The 18574-nt window shown below is 71.3% G+C and carries 16 protein-coding genes; 9 read left to right on the top strand and 7 right to left on the bottom strand.

Annotation, left to right across the window (positions count from 1 at the left end; genetic code table 11):
- Positions 1–56 precede the first annotated feature (56 nt).
- On the top strand, positions 57–1535 hold the full coding sequence (locus tag AB0D31_RS18780) for an MFS transporter (RefSeq protein WP_362724005.1): 1479 nt from the start codon (positions 57–59) through the stop codon (positions 1533–1535).
- Between the two features lie 280 nt (positions 1536–1815).
- Here the strand turns inward: AB0D31_RS18780 and AB0D31_RS18775 are convergent, their stop codons facing one another.
- A complete protein-coding gene (locus AB0D31_RS18775; protein ID WP_362724002.1) occupies positions 1816–3006 on the bottom strand; it encodes an acetyl-CoA C-acetyltransferase in 1191 nt (396 codons plus the stop codon).
- A gap of 263 nt (positions 3007–3269) precedes the next feature.
- Here AB0D31_RS18775 and AB0D31_RS18770 point away from each other — a divergent pair, with 263 nt between their 5' ends.
- From AB0D31_RS18770 to AB0D31_RS18750, 5 genes are all read left to right on the top strand, one after another.
- Positions 3270–3812, top strand: a complete 543-nt coding sequence (locus tag AB0D31_RS18770; RefSeq protein ID WP_362724000.1) for an EF-hand domain-containing protein — start codon at positions 3270–3272, stop codon at positions 3810–3812.
- Between the two features lie 168 nt (positions 3813–3980).
- Positions 3981–4643, top strand: coding sequence for a 1,4-alpha-glucan branching protein (locus AB0D31_RS18765; protein ID WP_362723997.1), 663 nt, complete (start codon positions 3981–3983; stop codon positions 4641–4643).
- A gap of 54 nt (positions 4644–4697) precedes the next feature.
- Entirely contained in the window at positions 4698–5000 is a 303-nt protein-coding gene (locus AB0D31_RS18760; protein WP_362723994.1) for a glutaredoxin domain-containing protein, read from the top strand.
- Between the two features lie 311 nt (positions 5001–5311).
- A complete protein-coding gene (locus tag AB0D31_RS18755; RefSeq protein WP_362723992.1) occupies positions 5312–6067 on the top strand; it encodes a 2OG-Fe(II) oxygenase in 756 nt (251 codons plus the stop codon).
- A 64-nt stretch (positions 6068–6131) separates the two neighbouring features.
- Positions 6132–6767: a DUF4188 domain-containing protein gene (locus AB0D31_RS18750; RefSeq protein WP_362723989.1), complete on the top strand. Its 636-nt coding sequence runs from the start codon at positions 6132–6134 to the stop codon at positions 6765–6767.
- Here the strand turns inward: AB0D31_RS18750 and AB0D31_RS18745 are convergent.
- From AB0D31_RS18745 to AB0D31_RS18735, 3 genes are all read right to left on the bottom strand, one after another.
- Positions 6764–7192: a VOC family protein gene (locus tag AB0D31_RS18745; protein WP_362723986.1), complete on the bottom strand. Its 429-nt coding sequence runs from the start codon at positions 7190–7192 to the stop codon at positions 6764–6766. The genes AB0D31_RS18750 and AB0D31_RS18745 overlap by 4 nt on opposite strands.
- Before the next feature lie 10 nt (positions 7193–7202).
- Positions 7203–7643, bottom strand: coding sequence for a helix-turn-helix transcriptional regulator (locus tag AB0D31_RS18740; RefSeq protein ID WP_362723983.1), 441 nt, complete (start codon positions 7641–7643; stop codon positions 7203–7205).
- A 239-nt stretch (positions 7644–7882) separates the two neighbouring features.
- Positions 7883–8992: a mechanosensitive ion channel family protein gene (locus tag AB0D31_RS18735; RefSeq protein ID WP_362723981.1), complete on the bottom strand. Its 1110-nt coding sequence runs from the start codon at positions 8990–8992 to the stop codon at positions 7883–7885.
- Between the two features lie 647 nt (positions 8993–9639).
- Here AB0D31_RS18735 and AB0D31_RS18730 point away from each other — a divergent pair.
- Both AB0D31_RS18730 and AB0D31_RS18725 read left to right on the top strand, forming a co-directional pair.
- Positions 9640–9846 carry a cold shock domain-containing protein gene (locus AB0D31_RS18730; RefSeq protein WP_362723979.1) on the top strand — a complete coding sequence of 69 codons (207 nt, stop codon included), beginning with the start codon at positions 9640–9642 and terminating at the stop codon, positions 9844–9846.
- Positions 9847–10056: 210 nt separating this feature from the next.
- The gene (locus AB0D31_RS18725; protein ID WP_362723976.1) at positions 10057–12276 is read left to right on the top strand and encodes an NADP-dependent isocitrate dehydrogenase; all 2220 of its coding nucleotides are present in this window, start codon (positions 10057–10059) and stop codon (positions 12274–12276) included.
- A gap of 98 nt (positions 12277–12374) precedes the next feature.
- Here AB0D31_RS18725 and AB0D31_RS18720 read toward each other — a convergent pair whose 3' ends face one another.
- Positions 12375–13388: an esterase-like activity of phytase family protein gene (locus AB0D31_RS18720; protein ID WP_362724152.1), complete on the bottom strand. Its 1014-nt coding sequence runs from the start codon at positions 13386–13388 to the stop codon at positions 12375–12377.
- 507 nt (positions 13389–13895) lie between these two features.
- Here AB0D31_RS18720 and AB0D31_RS18715 point away from each other — a divergent pair.
- Positions 13896–15149 carry a cytochrome P450 gene (locus tag AB0D31_RS18715; protein WP_362724149.1) on the top strand — a complete coding sequence of 418 codons (1254 nt, stop codon included), beginning with the start codon at positions 13896–13898 and terminating at the stop codon, positions 15147–15149.
- A 151-nt stretch (positions 15150–15300) separates the two neighbouring features.
- Here the strand turns inward: AB0D31_RS18715 and AB0D31_RS18710 are convergent, their stop codons facing one another.
- Complete coding sequence (locus AB0D31_RS18710) at positions 15301–16764, bottom strand: hydrolase (protein ID WP_362723973.1); 1464 nt, start codon at positions 16762–16764, stop codon at positions 15301–15303.
- Positions 16765–16962: 198 nt separating this feature from the next.
- Positions 16963–18441, bottom strand: coding sequence for a penicillin-binding protein 2 (locus tag AB0D31_RS18705; RefSeq protein WP_362723971.1), 1479 nt, complete (start codon positions 18439–18441; stop codon positions 16963–16965).
- Positions 18442–18574 lie beyond the last annotated feature (133 nt).

Genomic DNA, 18574 nt, shown 5'->3' with positions numbered 1-18574 from the left:
GCGCGGAGTTGGGTTGCGGGCCGGTACGACGACGTACACCAACCGAGGGGACCGGTATGCCCGACGAGTCGGCTGAGCCCAAAGGCAGCACGCGGGAGGTCGACCCGGCCCGTGTCCTCGCCCTGTGCAGCGGCGCCAGCTTCATGGCCTTCCTCGATCTCTCGATCATCAGCATCGCCTTCCCGGACATCCTGGACGACTTCCCGAGCGCGTCGCTCAACACCATGACGTGGGTGCTGAGCGGCTACACCATCCTGCTGGCGGCCGTGCTCACACCCGCCGGAAGGATCGCCGACAGCATCGGCAGGCGCACCGTCTTCCTCTGGTCCCTGGCCGCCTTCACGGCCGCCTCACTCGTCTGCGCCGTGGCGCCGTCCATCTGGTGGCTCATCGCGGCGCGGGTCGTCCAGGGCGCGGCGGCCGGTGGCATGATCCCCGCCGCGCTCGGCCTGATCCTCGCCACGACACCGCGGGAGCGCATCGCGCGGGCGGTCGGCACCTGGTCCGCGGTGGCGGGCTTCTCCGCCGTCATCGGACCGGCCGCGGGCGGTCTCCTGCTGCGCGCCTTCGGGTGGCGCTCGGTGTTCTACATCAACCTGCCGCTGTGCGGCGCGATGCTGATCGCCGCCGTGGTGATCCTGCCGAAGCAGCGGTGGCTCGGCACCGGGGACCGGTTGCCGGACGCGGTCGGCAGCATCGCGCTGGCCCTGGGCATCGGCGGCGTGGTGAGCGCGCTCACCGAGGGGGACACCTGGGGCTGGACGGACGCCCGCACCATCGGGCTCGGTCTCGTCGGCCTCGCACTCGTCGCGGTGACCGTGCTGCGCTCGCGCACCCACCCGGCGCCGGCGCTGGAGATGGCCGTGTGGCGCAGCCCCGTCTTCCGCACCGCCAATGTGGGCCTCGGCCTTCTCAACATGACGATGTTCGCGTGGATGCTGGCAGCCCCGCTGTTCGCCGCCGACATCTGGCACTGGTCGGTCCTCAAGACGGCCGGGGCCCTGAGCGTCGGCGCCGTCTCCTCGATGGCCGGCTCGCTCGCCGCCGGCCGGCTCACCCGGCCGGCGACCCAGGTGAAGGTGACGGTGCTCGGCGCACTGTCCTTCACGGGCAGCAACGCGATCTGGGCCTCCGGCCTCTTCGGCGCGACGCCCAACTTCCTGGGCGGCTGGCTCCCCGCCGCGATCCTCGGCGGCGGCGGGCTCGGCCTCGCCATCACCTGCATGTCGTCGCTCGCGGCGGGGACGGTGCCGCCGGCCAAGTTCGCGGGTGGCCTCGGTATGACACTGACGGTGCGACAGGTCGGTGGTTCGGTCGGCGTCGCGGGCTTCGCCTCGATCATGGCCGCTGGTTCGACGCCCGGCGGCATCGCCTCGTTCCACCACGTCTATGTCGCCGCGATGGTTGTCAACATCGTGTGCGCGGCCGTGGTGTGCACGATGCTCCTCGTACTCCGGCCGAAGCCCGCGCCGGCGACCGCGGGTCCGGCGCAGGCGCAGGCCCCGCAGGACCGGGGGGCCACGCCGGCGCCGTGACGGCTGCGCCCCAACTGGCTCCATTGACGCTGGTGTTGTGGCCCGCCAAGGGCACAGGAGAGGCCCCCTGAGTGCGGCGTGTGATGGCCGCGCCCAGGGGGCCCTGTCGATCCTTGGTGCGATGTGCGATGTGTGATGGCCGCGCCCGGGGGCCTCGGTGTTGGGGCGGCATCCCTCGGCCGAGGTACCGCGTGCCGCGGCCACCCGTCAGGCGGACGGCGCGCGGATCGGCAGATGGGCCGTCAGGCGGACGGGGCCTGGACCGCCAGAGTGGCGGGCGTCAGGCGGACGGTACGCGGATCAGCAGGGCGTCGCCCTGCCCGCCGCCGCCGCACAGCGCCGCAACGCCGAGACCGCCGCCGCGGCGGCGCAGCTCGTACGCGAGGTGGACGACGAGTCGCGCGCCGGAAGCGCCGATCGGGTGGCCCAGTGCGATGGCCCCGCCGTCGACGTTCACGATGTCGGGGCTGAGGCCCAGCTGCTCGGTGGAGACGATGCCGACGGCGGAGAACGCCTCGTTGATCTCCACCAGGTCCAGATCGGAGACGTCCAGCTTGGCCTTGGTCAGCGCCGCCCTGATCGCGTTCGAGGGCTGCTCGTGCAGGCTCGCGTCCGGCCCCGCCACCGCACCGTGGGCGCCGATCTCGGCGATCCAGGACAGGCCCAGCTCCTCGGCCTTGGCCTTGCTCGCCACGACCACGGCCGCCGCGCCGTCGGAGATCTGGGACGCCGTGCCCGCCGTGATGGTGCCGTCGGCGCTGTACACGGGACGCAGCTTGGCCAGGACGTCCGCCGTGGTGTCGGGGCGGACCCCCTCATCGGTGTCGCACACCACGGGGTCGCCCTTGCGCTGCGGGACCGTCACCGGCGCCATCTCGTCGGCGAACCGTCCGGCCGCCGCCGCGGCCGCGGCCCGCTGGTGCGAGGCGGCGGCGAAGGCGTCCTGCTTCTCCCGGGTCACCCCGGCGTAGCGGCTGTTGTACTTCTCGGTCGAGACGCCCATGCCCACCTGGTCGAACGGGCAGAACAGACCGTCGTGGATCATGTGGTCGATCATCTGCACGTCACCGGCCTTGAACCCCGCGCGTGACTGGGGAAGCACATGCGGAGCCTGCGACATGGACTCCTGACCGCCCGCCACCACCAGGTCGAACTCGCCGGCCCTGATCAGCTGGTCGGCCAGCGCGATGGAGTCGATACCGGAGAGGCACACCTTGTTGACGGTCAGCGCCGGGACGCTCATCGGGATGCCCGCGGCCACGGCGGCCTGACGGGCCGGGATCTGCCCGGCGCCCGCGGTGAGGACCTGCCCCATGATCGTGTACTCCACCTGCTCGGGCGCCACCCCGGCCTTCTCCAGGGCCGCCCTGATCGCGATGGCTCCGAGCTGAGCACCGGAGAAGTCCTTCAGAGCCCCGAGCAGGCGACCGGTGGGGGTACGGGCCCCAGCCAGGATGACGGAACCGGACACGATGTCCTCCGTGAGTAGAAGTTGTGGACCACAACACGGCTACATTACCCACGAGTTGGGCCGCTGAAGTGCACGCTTCGGCGGTGTGAGCGAGGGCACAGCCGAACGGCCGAGCGGCGCCGTTTCCAGGCTCCGGAGTCTCCACCTGCCGAACGGAGGACGGGCTCAGGTGTTTGTTCGTGCACATGTGCCCGTGGGGCGAGGGTGGTGCCCCGACCTATAGTCGCCACTGTCCGTCGGGTCGGCATCGAGGGAGGCCCCGCATGGCCAGTGCGTTTCAGGTGCGGAAACTCACGGGGATGTTCGCCGCGTTCGACGCGGACGGCGACGGTTGCCTGTGCGAAGACGATTTCACCGCGCTGGTGGCCCGATGGCGCGGGATGCCCGCCGTGGCCGCCGGTTCGGAGCTGCACGGGCGGGTCGAGGCGCTTCTGATGGGCTGGTGGGCGGCGCTCCTCGACGCCGGGAACGGCAAGGGTGACGGCCGGGTCGGCATGGCGGACTTCCTCAGCCTCGTCGACGAGTTGCCCGCCCGAGTCGCCGACGTCACCGCGACCGCCGATACCCTCTTCGACGCGGTCGACGCCAACGGCGACGGCCGTATCTCCGCCGGCGAACACCGCACGCTCGTCGAGACCTGGAACGGTCGGCCCGTGGACACGGCAGGCGTGTTCGAGCGGCTCGACCTGAACGGCGACGGTCACCTCAGCCGCGAGGAGTTCGCCCTCCTGTGGCGCCAGTTCTGGCTCAGCGACGACCCGGCGGAACCGGGCAACTGGCTCTGCGGCCGGATCCCGGCCCTGTAGCCCGCGGTTCGGGGACGGTTCGGCTGCGCGTTGCGGTCCGCGGTCTGGGGCCGGTCGGACCGCGCGTTGTAGCCGACGGCTGGCGGCGGGTTGGACCGCGCGTTCGTGGTCGGGGCGTGAATGGCAAGGTATTGAGAGCGCGTACCTGCCCACCCTTGGAGGCCCGACATGGCTGTCATTCACCAAACCGTCCTGAGCCCGACCAAGTTGGAGCTGCTGAACTCCTGGCTTCCCTCCCGCCCGTGGTACCGCGGCGCGGCCACCCCGGAGCTGTCCAAAGCCGGGGGCTTCCGGCTCGACGACCCTCAGGGCGAAGTGGGGATCGAGTTCATCGTCGTGACCGACGGCTCCGGTCCCGCGGCGACCGCCTACCTGGTGCCGCTCAGCTACCGTGGCGCGCCGCTCGACGGGGCCGGCCATGCCCTCGTCGGCACGATGGAGCACGGTGTGCTGGGGCGGCGCTGGGCCTACGACGCGTGTCACGACCCGGTGGCGGTCGCCCAGTTGATCGCGCTGATCGAGGGCCGGGCCCAGGCCCAGGACCAGAACACGAGCGATGTGCCCGACCACGACGTCATGTGCTCCTTCACCGGTGACGGCCCGGCCTTGGCCGCCGCCCCCACCGCCGTGGACGACCCGGAGGGCACCGCGCTGACCGCCCCGCAGGGCACGGCGCTCCTCCGCCTGCACCGAATCCTGCACCCGGCTCAGGAGGGCTTGCTCCCTGTCCCGCAGGGCGCGACCGGCCACGTCTCCGGGCCCTGGCAGACACCGGAAGGCACTGCTGCTCACGGCCTCTTCGCCGCCCTGTACGTCAACCCGCCGGCCTAGCGACCTCGTCTACCCTCAAGTCTCCGTACATACGCAGCCGCAGGGGGAAGACTCGTGACCGATGACCAGGGCGGGGTGGTCCTGTACTGGCGCCCCCTGTGCGCCTACTGCATCAGACTCCGTCTGCGGCTGCTCTTCACACCGCTCCAGTACGTCAAGGTCAACATCTGGCGGAACCCCGAGGCGGCCGCGTTCGTCCGGTCAGTCGCGGACGGGAACGAGACCGTGCCCACGGTGACGGTGACCGGGCGCCCGATGGTGAACCCGTCGAAGAGGGAGCTGCTCGCGGCGGTCGCGGCCCACTCCCCGGGTTCGATGTCCCGGGTCGGGCGGGCGTCCGGGGACGCTTCCGGCTGAGCGCGGCGCCCGTGCGGGTGCGCTGGGATTCGCCGCGCCGCAGTAGTACGGGCACCGACACCCCGCTCGAACGTCGTGTCCGAAAGTCGCCGGTGATGAGCGCGGGAACCACGCATCGTGGAGGGCGGACACCACCCGGCACGCCCGCTTTCCACGCGTGCATCCCGCGCGCGGGCTGCGTTTGAGGACGCGCTCGGGGCCGCCGTCCCTGGCGTTCCGTCGTCTTGGGCGTTCCGTCGTCCTGGGCGGGCAGGGGGCCCGGTCGCGCGCCGGCCTCCGCGGGGTGCCGTACCGCAAGGGAGCCAGCACCAATGATGACCACCGCTACTGCGACCAACGCCGCTACCGCCACCGCCCGCACCCCTGTCGCCGAGCGTCCGGCCGCCGACGACTGGGGCGCTCTGGCCACCCAACTCGACGCACACGGGCATGCGTTGACCCGGCAGCTCCTCACCCCCGACGAGTGTGGCGAGATCGCCGCGCTGTACGACCGGGCCGAGCTGTTCCGCGCCACCATCGACATGGCCCGCTATCGCTTCGGCTCGGGTGAGTATCGCTACTTCACACACGAACTACCTCGCTCCGTCGAGGAGTTGCGCGCCGCCCTCTATCCGCTTCTGCTGCCCATCGCCCGTGACTGGGCCGGCCGGCTGGGCAAGCCCGCGCCCTGGCCCGACACGCTTCAGGAGTGGCTCGCGATGTGCCACGCGGCCGGCCAGAACCGCTCGGCACAGATCCTGCTGCGCTACGGACCGGGCGACTGGAACGCGCTGCACCGCGACGTCTTCGGCGACATGCTCTTCCCGCTCCAGGTCGTCATCGGCCTCGACGCCCCCGGCGTCGACTACACCGGAGGCGAGTTCCTGATGACCGAGCAGCGCCCGCGCGCCCAGACCCGCGGCTCGGCCACTGTCCTGCCCCAGGGCCACGGCCTGGTCTTCACCACCAGGGACCGGCCCGTCGCGAGCCGGCGCGGCTGGTCGAACGGGCCGATGCGCCACGGTGTGAGCCCCGTGCACTCAGGGTGGCGCCACACGCTTGGCCTCGTCTTCCACGACGCCGCGTGAAGCCGCGGAGCAGGCGCCGGGCGGGGCCGGTCCCCGCCTGGAACCGGCGGGCCGACTCCTGTGCGTGAGCCATCCGCCGCAGGCTCAGGAGCACCGGCTCGTAGAGCACCGTGAGCGCGACGGCCGCCTCGATCTGCCCGGCCGGGGTCGGCTGCTCCTCCACCATGTCCAGGTCAGTGGCGGCCAGTTGGGCCGCGAGCCGTCCGTATGGCAGCAGTCGCTCGCTGTCGTAGGGGTAGCCGAGCCGTACCAGCGCGGCGACCGCGTCGACGAGGCGCCGGCAGGCGGGGTCGGCCAGGCCCAGGCCGGGGCCGAAGGTCCAGCCGAGACGAACGGTGGCGCAGGCCCTCGCGGACTCTCGGGGGATGGGCAGAGCGGGCTGTTGGCGCTGCGGGGGCTGGGTGGCGGGCCCCGGGTGTACGGCGTCGTGCAGTACTGGGAATCACGCGAGAGGCTGCTTGCCTACGCCTGCGACCCGGTCGCGGCGCACCGCCCCGCGTGGGCGGCGTTCAACCGGCGGGTGCGCTCCGGCCAGGGCTCGGTGGGGATCTGGCACGAGACCTACATCGTCCCGGCCGGCTCGTACGAGTCGATCTACGTCGACATGCCGCCGGCCGGCCTTGGTGCGGCCTGGGGCGTCGAACCCGTGGGGCTGCGCGGGGAGCGGGCCGCGCAGCGACTGGCGAGCGGGACCGCTTAGAGGGTGGACCGGGGGGCCTCGGTGGCCTGCTGCTGGATGCGGATCATGTTGCCCGAGGGGTCCCGGAACGCGCAGTCGCGGGGGCCCCACGGCTGGTCGATGGGCTCCTGGAGAACCTCGGCACCCGAGGCCCGTACCTTCTCGAAGGTCGCGTCGAGATCGGCCGTCCTGAAGACGAGCGTCGGCAGGACACCCTTGACGAGGAGCTCCTGGAGGGCGTCGCCGTCGCTCTGGGACCGGCCGGCGTGCGGCTCCGACAGGACGATTTCGAGCCCCGGCTGGCTCGCGCTGCCGAGCGTCACCCAGCGGAAACCGCCCGATGCCACGTCGTTGCGGAGTTCAAGGCCCAGCGCGTCGCGGTAGAAACCGAGCGACTCGTCCGGGTCGTTGACGGTGACGTGGCAGTACTGAAGTGCGATGGTCATGCCGTCCACGTTAGGGGGCGGTGGTGTCGTCCGCGCCCCGAACCCGGGCCGGGGTGGTGCGCGTCGGGCGGGTGTGCAGCTTCGCCACGCACGGGGGCATCGCCGCCACCGCGCTGTGCTCGCGGCTGCGGTACGCGCTCGGCGTCTCGCCCACGATCTCCCGGAACCGTGAACTGAACGAGCCGAGCGAGGTACAGCCGACCGTCATGCACGCGTCGGTCACGCTCATCCCGCCCCGCAGCAGCGCCATGGCGCGCTCGATACGGCGGGTCATCAGGTAGCTGTACGGCGTCTCGCCGTAGACGGCACGGAAGCGGCGCGCGAAGTGCGCCGGCGACATGAGCGCGTGCCGGGCCATGGCCGGAACGTCGAGGGGCTTGGCGTACTCCCGGTCGATGAGATCCCGCGCGCGGCGCAGGTGCGCGAGGTTGGCGAGGTCTTCCGGGGTCATACGACCGACGCTACCACCGGGCCCCCTGGCCCTCTGGTCTCCGGGCTGCTGGGCTCCCGGCCCGCCCGGGCCCCCTGGCCCTCTGGTCTCCGGGCTGCTGGGCAGTAGGCGGGGGCCGGGGCTGCCGGCCCCCGCCTACTGCCCTCCCCTCGGCACCGGGTCGCCGGGCCGACCGACGCGTTCCCGTCAGGTCCGGCGTGACCGGCCGCGACGCCGGAGCCCGCCGCGCGGGGGCGGGTTCAGTGGCGGCTGTCCGGCAGCGGGGAGGGCAGCCGCGAGGGCGGGGCCTCGCGCTGGTGGGGGAAGGGGGGCGCGTCGGGCAGGTCGCGCTCGATGGAGATCGTCCGGGCCGGCGCCGGGATCGAGATGCCCTCGGCGCGGTAGCGGCGGTGCAGCCGCTTGATGAACTCGTGCTTGATCCGGTACTGGTTGCTGAACTCACCCACACCCAGGATCACCGTGAAGTTGATCCTGGAGTCGGCGAACGTGTGGAAACGTACGGCGGCCTCGTGTCCCGGCAGCGCCCCGGTGATGTCCGTCATCACGCTGTCCACGACCTCCAGAGTCACCCGCTCCACGTGTTCCAGGTCGCTGTCGTACCCGACGCCGACCTGCACGACGATCGTCAACTCCTGTTCCGGGCGTGTGTAGTTGGTCATGTTGGTGCGGGCCAGCCGGGCGTTGGGGATGATCACGAGGTTGTTCGACAGGTTGCGCACCACCGTGTTGCGCCAGTTGATGTCGACGACGTACCCCTCCTCGCCGCCGCTGAGCCGGATGTAGTCCCCGGGCTGGACGGTCTTCGAGGCGAGGATGTGCACCCCCGCGAAGAGGTTGGCCAGGGTGTCCTGGAGGGCGAGCGCCACCGCGAGGCCACCGACACCGAGCGCGGTCAGCAGCGGCGCTATGGAGACCCCGACGGTTTCCAGGGCCACCAGGATGCCCATCGCCACCACCACGACGCGCGTGATGTTCACGAAGATCGTGGCCGAGCCCGCCACGCCGGTCCGTGAGTGCGCCAGGGACTGTACGAGCCCCGCCACGACCCGGGCCGCGGTGAGGGTGGTGATGAGGATGATCAGGGCGGTCAGCGTGTGGTTCACGATGCCCGACACCCGGGTGGTCAGCGGCAGCTCCGCCGCGGCCGCCGCCGCGCCGGCGACCGTGGCCGCCCACGGAGCGATGGTGCGCAGGGCGTCGACGATGATGTCGTCGCCGGTCCATTTGGTCCTGAGCGCGTGTTTGCCCAGCCACCTCAGCACGATGCGCAGGAGCAGCCCGGCGGCGATGCCCGCGGCCATCGCTATGGAGGCCGCCACCCAGTCGTGCAGGACGACGCCTCGGTTCAACGCACACCCTCCGGGCGGCGAGGGAGCGGGGGCTGTGCGCAGGGCGCCGTCGATGGCCGTATGTGATGTGTCGTCACCTTGTCACCTGTCAGATCGTGCTGCCTGGAGCCTGGTTCGGAGAGCTGCCCCTGCGAACGGGCTGCCATCCTGCCCCATGGGAGGAGCGCCCCCGCAGCTGGGCGGGCGCTACCGAGGCCGACCGGTCACCGCCACAGCGGCGTCGGCCGTCCACCCGTCACACCGCGCGCCGCACACCACGCCCGCCGGGCGCCGGGCGCACACCGGGCCTCGCGCCCCACCAGCCACCCCCAGCCGTCCTACCAGCCACCCCGCGGTCCCTCCGGTCACCCCCCTGCCGCACGACCGCCACGGCCCGTGGAGGGAGGCATCAAACGCGGGGCGCGGCGGTATACCTACCAGTAGGGAACCGCCTGAACCGGCGGCCGACCGCCGGTTCCCGGTATCGTGGACGGTTCCCCTCCAGGGTGACGGGACCCATCAGGGTGGTGGGAGCCCCTCGGCGGGCAGGCCTGGTTCCGGGTGCGGTAGCCCGCGTCCGGCCGTGGCCCCGGTGAAACGGGCCGGTTCCTCATTCCCGGCCCGAGCCCGTGACCGACCGTAGACACGATCACGTGAGGAGCGAGGCGATGAGCGAGCGATGCGACGGGATCGTTCAGTACTTCGACCGTGAGAAGGGCTACGGCTTCGTCGTGCCGTTCGGGCAGCAGGACGCCATCTACGTGCGCCGGGAGGACATAGAGGGAGACGCCCGGACGCTGTCGGAGGGGCAGCAGGTCTCCTTCGTCATCGAACTCGGCGTGGGCCGCTTCGAGGCGCGTGCCGTACGTCCGTGAACGCCGCCCGGGACGGTGCGGCCACGTTCCGTGACACCTGTGCGCCGTTCCCGCCCTTCCTCGCTGTTCTCGCCGTCCCCGCGTCCCCCGGTTCTCACCGTGACCGCCGGGCCACCCCGGGTGACAGCGGCCGGGGCCCCGTGATGAGCCGGGGCGATCAGGAGATATCTTGATGTCGAGCAATGTTGCAGACGTGGAGCGGAGCACCCGGTGACTGACTCGACCATCATCTACACCCACACTGACGAGGCGCCGGCCCTGGCCACGTACTCGTTCCTGCCCGTGATCCAGGCGTACGCCTCGACCGCCGGTGTCACTGTGGAGACCCGTGACATCTCGCTCGCGGGGCGCATCATCGCGAGCTTCCCCGAGTTCCTCGAGGAGAGCCAGCGGATCGACGACGCGCTCGCCGAGCTCGGTGAGCTGGCCAAGACGCCCGGCGCGAACATCATCAAGCTGCCGAACGTGTCGGCCTCCATCCCCCAGCTCAAGGCGGCCGTCGCCGAGCTGCAGGGCCAGGGCTACGCGCTGCCGGACTACCCGGACGACCCCAAGAGCGACCAGGACAAAGACGTCCGTGCGCGCTACGACAAGATCAAGGGCAGCGCCGTCAACCCGGTCCTGCGCGAGGGCAACTCCGACCGCCGCGCCCCCGCGTCGGTCAAGAACTACGCCAAGGCCCACCCGCACCGCATGGGCAAGTGGACGGCCGACTCGAAGACGAACGTCGCCACCATGGGCGCCAACGACTTCCGGTCCACCGAGAAGTCCACGGTCGTCGCCGCCGACGACACGCTGCGCATCGAGCTCGTCGCCGACAACGGCAGCACCACGGTGCTGCGCGAGTCCGTACCGGTCCTCGCCGGTGAGGTCGTCGACGCCTCCGTGCTGCGCGTCGCCGTGCTGCGCGAGTTCCTCACGGAGCAGATCGCCCGCGCCAAGGCCGAGGGCGTGCTGTTCTCCGTCCACCTCAAGGCCACGATGATGAAGGTCTCCGACCCGATCATCTTCGGGCACGTGGTACGCGCCTTCTTCCCCAAGACGTTCGCGAAGTACGGCCAGGTGTTCGCCGCCGCGGGCCTGACCCCGAACGACGGTCTCGGCGGCATCTACAAGGGCCTGGAGTCGCTGCCCGAGGGCGCCGAGATCAAGGCGTCCTTCGACGCCGAACTCGCCGAGGGCCCGGAGCTCGCCATGGTCGACTCCGACCGCGGCATCACCAACCTGCACGTCCCCTCCGACGTCATCGTCGACGCCTCGATGCCCGCCATGATCCGTACCTCGGGTCACATGTGGGACCGCGAAGGCGCCGAGGCCGACACCCTCGCCGTGCTGCCGGACAGCAGCTACGCCGGTGTCTACCAGGCCGTCATCGACGACTGCCGCGCCCACGGCGCCTACGACCCCTCGACGATGGGCTCGGTGCCGAACGTCGGCCTCATGGCGCAGAAGGCCGAGGAGTACGGCTCGCACGACAAGACCTTCGAGATCCCGGCCACCGGCACGGTGCGCCTGGTGAACGGGGCGGGCGACGTCGTCCTGGAGCAGGCCGTCGCCGAGGGCGACATCTTCCGCGCCTGCCAGACCAAGGACGCCCCGATCAAGGACTGGGTCAAGCTCGCCGTCACGCGCGCCCGCGCCACCGGCGACCCGGCCGTCTTCTGGCTGGACGAGGGCCGCGCCCACGACGCCCAGCTCATCGCGAAGGTCAAGCAGTACCTCGGCGAGCACGACACCGAGGGCCTGGACATCCAGATCCTCACCCCCGTCGAGGCCACCAAGCTGTCCGTCGAGCGCATCCGCCGCGGCGAGAACACCATCTCCGTCACCGGCAACGTGCTCCGCGACTACCTGACCGACCTCTTCCCCATCCTGGAGCTGGGCACCAGCGCCAAGATGCTCTCGGTGGTCCCGCTGATGAACGGCGGCGGCCTCTTCGAGACGGGCGCCGGTGGCTCCGCCCCCAAGCACGTCCAGCAGCTGGTCAAGGAGAACTACCTGCGCTGGGACAGCCTGGGTGAGTTCCTCGCGCTCGCCGTCAGCTTCGAGCACCTCGCGACGACCACGGGCAACGCACGCGCCCAGATCCTCGCCGACACCCTCGACCGCGCCACGGGCACCTTCCTCAACGAGGACAAGTCGCCCAGCCGCAAGCTCGGCGGCATCGACAACCGCGGCAGCCACTTCTACCTCGCCCTGTACTGGGCCCAGGAGCTGGCCAAGCAGACCGAGGACGCGCAGCTCGCGGAGGCGTTCACGGCGCTCGCCAAGACGCTCTCCGAGCAGGAGACCACCATCGTCGACGAGCTCGTCGCGGTGCAGGGCTCGCCCGTCGACATCGGCGGCTACTACCAGCCGGACGCCGCCAAGGCGACCGAGGTGATGCGCCCGTCGGCCACCTTCAACCAGGCCGTCGCCACCCTCGGCTGATCCGCCAACTCCCCTCGCGGGGAAGGTGGTTGACCGTACCGCTGCCCCGGCCGGAGTCCTTCCGGCCGGGGCAGCGGCGTCTGCGGGCGCGGCCCGGTTCAGACGTGGCGCGGCAGCCGCACCGTCAGCGCGTAGAGGCGGGTGGTCTGCACCGGGTTCTCGTTGTCGTCGCTGACCAGGAGGAGCCGCAGGCGGCCGTCCCGGGTGCGGCCGGTGACGGCCAGGCCCTCGATGTTGTCGAGCAGCGGATTGGGCTGCGGCTGCTTGGCCTTCGCGCCGAGCGAGGGGCAGGCGGCGAGATCCGCGAGCAGGGTCTTGCGCAGGACGCGGGCGCCGCCCGGCAGGCTCGCGACACCGCTCACGTCGCTCGCGCCCCGCGGGTCGGCGAGGAAGAGGCGCACCGAGTTGCCGACGCCGGCGGTGAAGCCGCGCTCCAGGACGAGCAGCCGCCCGTCTCCGGTCGCGGTGATCTCCGAGACGCCCGCGTTCGGCTCGGCGGGATAGGCGTACTGCCCGGCGAGCCGGAACTCGCCCTTCGCGCTCTCCCGTTGCCACGTCTGGAACCGCAGCAGTGTGCGGCCCGCCGTGTCCTTGGCGTCTCCCGCCAGGGGTGCCTCCATCGAGGCGATCAGGGTGCGGCCACCGGGTTGCAGGGCGAGGCCCTCGAACGTCGCGTTGGAAAGGGCCCGCCCGGCCGGGGCGACCCGCAGCGCGTCCGGGACGGGGAGCCGCCCGAGGAGATGGCCGTCGCGGTCGTAGCGGCGTACGGACGGTTCGATCTCCGAGGTGATCAGACGGGAGCCGTCCCGGTCCACGACGACGGCCTCCGAGTCGAGCTGCGCGCCCTTCTCGTCCGCGAGCGGCACCACCCGGGTGGGGGCGGCCGCGAGGTGCCGGTCCACCTTCAGGGAGAACAGCTGCGAACGGTCGGACAGCGCGGCGACCGTGCCGTCGGTGTCCACGGCGAGCCCGGACAGATTGCCGACCACCGTGCCGTGGAACAGGGTCTTGTCCAGGGCGTCGGAGAAGCCGTCGAGGCTCGTGGAGGCGGAGCAGGCGTGGCGGGCGTCCGGGGCCGGGCGGGCCGCGGCGCTCGCATCGGTGACGCCCAGAGAGACGACGACGGCCAGCGAGACGGTCGCGGCGGCAGTGGCGGTACGCAGACGCACGGGGTTCCTCCCAAGTCGGGTGCGGGCCCCGACACCGTAAACCGGCCTGTGGGGCCGGTGAGTTGATCCCCGCCATCCTGGACGGAAACGCTCGACCACCGGTCGAACCGGGCCCGGGCCGGGCCGCTGTGTGCCACGGGAGGGCGCCTGGTCGGGGCCCTGTGCACAGTGCGAGAGCCCCTGGTCGGGCCGCCGTGCGCCGTGCGAGAGTGCCGGGGCCGGGCCGCGGCCCGCCACGAACAGGCCGCCCGGGCCGGGCCGCGGCGCGCCACGAACAAGCCGTCCGGGCCGGCCGCCCCGGAGCGCACCGTTATGTGAGCTGCGCCCCTGGCGGACCGTGGGCGCCCCCGCGCCACTTATCCTGAGCGACCCGGTCCGTACCCGGTGTCCTGGCCGCACAACCTGTCCTTGGAGTCCGCCTTGAGGGTAAATCTCCGTTCCCGCGTCACGATGTGGCTCGGGCGCACCTACCTTGCCAGGATCCAGAAGCGTGGTATCGGCCCCGGCACGATCTCGCTGCTGCCCGACGCACTGCTCATGCCGCTGCGCCGCGACGGACTCGACCCGGTCCCCGAGCTCACCGCGCGCCAGGCCGAGGAGCCGGTCAGCAAGGTCCCGCTGCCATTCGGCATGGACGCCTGGGTGGTGACCGGCCACGACGCCGTCAAGGCCGTCCTCGGCTCCGCCGACGGGTTCAGCAACGACTTCACGCACCTCGCGGGCAACGCGGGTGTCGTCGAGGAGCAGCACCCCGGCGGCCTCGGCTTCAGCGACCCGCCGGTGCACACGCGGCTGCGCCGCATCCTGACACCCGAGTTCACCATGCGCAGACTGCGCCGGCTCACCCCGCGCATCGACGCCCTCGTGGAGGAGCGGCTCGACGCGATGGAAGCGGCGGCGGACGGCACCGTCGACCTCGTCGAGGCGTTCGCGCTGCCCATACCCTCGCTGACCATATGCGAGCTGCTCGGGGTGCCCTATGAGGACCGCCACGACTTCCAGCAGCTCGCCATGGAACGCTTCGACCTGTTCGCCGGGGCGACCGCGCCGCTTGGCGCGATGTCCGCCTCGCTGTCCTACTTCCGGGACGTCGTCAAGAAGCAGCGCGAGAACCCGGGCGACGGGCTCATCGGCATGATCGTCAAGGAGCACGGCGACAGCGTCGGCGACGACGAACTCGCCGGCCTCGCCGACGGTGTCCTGACCGGCGGCTTCGAGACCACCGCGAGCATGCTGGCGCTCGGCTCCCTCCTCCTGCTCCAGGACCCGGACGCCTTCGCGCGCATAGCCGGCGACGAGACGGCTGCCGCGGCCTTCGTCGAAGAGTCGCTGCGCCACCTCACCGTCGTCCAGCTGGCCTTCCCCCGTTTCGCCCGCGAGGACGTCGAGGTCGCGGGTGTGCTCATACCCAAGGGCGACATGGTCCTGTGCTCGCTCAGCGGTGCCAACCGCGACGCCACGTTCACGGCGGACGGCGGCCGCTTCGACCCGCACCGCAAGGCGGGCGGCCACCTCGCCTTCGGCTACGGCATCCACCGGTGCATAGGCGCCGAACTCGCCCGTATGGAACTGCGCGCCGCCTTCCCCGCCCTGGCCCGCCGCTTCCCCGCCATGCGTCTGGCCGTGCCGCCCGAGGAACTCGCCTTCCGCAAGCTGTCGATCGTGTACGGCGTCGAGTCGCTGCCGGTCCGCCTGCGGGGCTGACGGCAGCCGCCCGGGCCTGGACCCGGGCGGATGGTCACCTCGTACGTGCGCTCAGCCCACCGCGTTGTACGCGCGGTCAGCCCACCGACCCGTACGCGCGGTCAGTCCACCGACCCGTACGCGCGGTCAGCCCACCGACTCGTACGCGCGGTCAGCTCACCGTGAGCGCGGTGTCGTCCAGGACGAACGACGTCTGGAGCTTGGAGCCCTCCGTCGCGGTGAACTTGAGCGTCACCGTCTGCCCCGCGTAGGCGCCGAGGTCCACGGAGCGCGGTGTGTAGCCGCTCGCCGCGTTGAGATTGGAGTACGTGGCGGGGGTGGCGAGGACCGTCCCGCTCGCGTTCAGGACCTGCACCTTGAGGGTGTCGTACGCCGTGCCACCGGTCTCCGCGGTGTCGATGTGCAGCTGGAAGCCGAGCGATGCGGCACAGCCCGCGGGGATCGTCACCTGCTGGGAGAGGGTGTCGGTGTGTGCGGTGCCCTTGCCGCCGAGCCAGGCCTTGTAGGCGCCGCTGTGCGCGGGCTCGCCGGCGCTGGTGTTGACGATGCCGCTGGTGGCCGTCCACCCCGAACCACCCGATTCGAAGCCCGGGTTGGCGAGCAGCTGGCCCGCGGTGCACGAGGTGGTGCCGCCTCCACCGCTGCCGGCCGCGCCGGAGAGCCACTCGGTGGCGTTGAGCGCGAGTGCGGCATCCGTGCCGGCCGGGTCGTTCCAGCCGTCGTACAGGGTGTTGCCGGACTGGCCGGTGCCGTCGTCGATGGGTGAGCTGTCGCCCCAGAAGGCGACGCGGCCGCTGCCGAAGGCGCTGGTGGCGAAGAAGGCGCCGGTGTTCCCGGAGGAACCGGTGCGGTAGACAAGCCCCTTGGCGGCCGCGTTGTCGGCCGGCTTGAGGGTGACGGTGGTGCCGTTGCGGATGATGCTGCCGGTCACCTTGCCGAACGATCCGTTCAGGACCGGGTCGGTGGAGTCGCCGATCGCCCGCGGGTTGTCGGTGGCGATGTTGAGCGAGTCCACCGAGAAGCCGAACGGGTCGGTGGAGTCGACGCTGTTGTTGTTCATCAGGTCGTTGATGACCTGCACCGCGTCCGCGCCGTCGTTGTTGCGGTCGGAGCCGGTGTGGTCGGAGATGAGGAAGAGCCCGCCGCCGTTCTTCACGAACTGCATCACCGCGGTCTTCTCGGCGGCGCTGAGCAGGACGTTCGGCTCCGGCATGACGAAGGTGTCGAAGTTCTTGAGGTCGAGCGCGGACGACGTGCCGTAGGTGATGCTGTTGCCCGAGGGCAGCGTCTTGAGGGCGTAGCCGCCGCTCTTCTGGAGCGCCACGCCCCAGGAGGACAGGGCGCCGGTCCAGTCCTTCTCGGTGCTGGGTGAGGGGTTCTGGCCCAGGGGATCCGGCTGGCTGGTGCCGATGATCCAGTCGGCGTTGCCCGCGGTCTCCGCCTTGGAGTTGTCGAACAGCACCCGGTGCTGGGTGGCGGCGGCGGTGCGCGCCGTCGCGGCGGGCGGCGTGGCGGCCTCGGCGGCCGCGCCACCGGCGGCGACGAGTGCGCCGAGCGCGGTCAGCGCGGCTGCGGTCCGTCGGCGCGAGCGGCCGGAACGTAGTGGTCCGAGCATCCTGCGTACCTCCATCGAGGTGGGGGAGAGGTGGTGGGGACACCAAGTCTGCGCGCGTAGAACGTCGTTGTACGGACACCCAAGCGGCGCGCGATTGAACCGTACATGGCGAAAACGCGCCGCGGCAGGGGGTGGACGGTGGCTGGATCGCTCACCCGGGCGGCCACCGGGGTGGCCACCGAGGCGGCTGGGGCCGCGTCACTTCTTGAGGACCGCCCGCATGACCGCCTTGGCGATCGGCGCACCGAGCTTGCCGCCCGCGATGTCGGACCGCTCGATGTCCATGTCGGCGGGGTCGACGAACACCGCCACCGCCACCGGCGAGGTGCCGTCGCTCTGCTTGGCATACGAGACGAACCAGGCGTACGGGCGCTGTTCGCGCACATCGGCGCCGTGCTGGGCGGTGCCGGTCTTGCCTCCCACCGTCACTCCGTCGATCCGCACCTTCTTCGCGGTGCCCTCGCTCGCGGTGAACTCCATCATCTCCTGCACCTTCTTGGCGGTGCCCACGGAGACGGCCTGGTCGAGCACCTCGGGGCTCGCCTTCTCCAGCGTCGTCAGGTCCGGGCCGCGCAACTCCTCCACCATGTACGGCTTCATCACCTTGCCGTCGTTGGCGAGCCCCGCGGTCACCATGGCCATCTGGAGCGGCGTACTGGTCAGGCTGCCCTGGCCCATGCCGGTCAGCGCGGTCTGAGGCTTGTCGAGCCGGGCGGGATAGCCGCTCTTCGCGGAGCGGACCGGGGTGAACTGCTCGTGGTTGAAGCCGAACTTCTCAGCGGTCTCGCGCATCCTGTCGTTGCCGGTCTTGAGCGCCGTCTGGAGGAATACGTTGTTGCAGGACCACTGCATGCCGGTCTTCAGGGAAACCTTGTCGCACAGCGCGTTGTCGACGTCGTTGCCGACCTGGGTGGTGCTGAGCGGCAGCGTGTACGGGGCCGGCGCGTCCGGCATGGGCGCGTCGATGTCGCTCACGACGCCGTGCTCGATGGCCGCGGCCGCGGTGAGGATCTTGAACGTCGACCCCGGCGGATACGCCTCGCGCAGCGCCCGGTTGCTGAGCGGCTTGTCCTTGGCCGCGTCGAGCCTGCGGAACTCCTCGCCCTCCTTCTTCGAAATCCCCGCGAAGGCCGAGGGGTCGTAGGACGGGGTGCTCGCCATCGCGAGGATCTTGCCGGAGCGGGGGTCGAGGGCGACCACCGCGCCCTTCGCCTTGAGATCGGTCAGCCCCTGGTACGCGGCCTTCTGGGCGGCCGGGTCGATGGTGGTGATCACATCGCCGCCGCGCGGAGTCTCCCCCGTGAACAGGGACTTGGTCCGGTCGAGGAAGAGACGGTCGTCCTTGCCGCTCATCACCTTCGTGTGCACCCCTTCGAGGAAGGTCGCGCCCTGCGCCTGGGAGAGATAGCCGGTGACCGGCGCGTACATCGGGCCGTCCTTGTAGGTGCGCTTGTACCGGAAGTCCGAGCCGGGCGTCGCCACCGAGCCGGTGACCGGCTCCCCGCCGACCACGATGTCACCGCGCGGCTGCGCGAACGCGGCGATCTGCACCCGCCGGTTGTGCTCGTTGCCGGCGAGGGTGTCGCCCTGCACGAACTGGACCCAGGTCGCCCTGATCAACAGGGCGAGCACCATCACCCCGCAGAAGACGGCTATGTGACGCAGCGGCTTGTTCATCGCACTCCCAGGGACGTACCGAATCGGCCTGAACCGGACATGTGGTGACAGGAGAACAGGTCCTGCGCCGTGATGTCCAAGAGCATGAAGTGCGACCCGACCATAAGGATCCGGCTATCGGTGCAGGTCAGAG

Source organism: Streptomyces sp. NPDC048361, assembly GCF_040651795.1.
Lineage (GTDB): Bacteria > Actinomycetota > Actinomycetes > Streptomycetales > Streptomycetaceae > Streptomyces.
Note: the sequence above shows the minus strand (reverse complement) of the source record. Positions and strands in the feature narration are given on the sequence as shown.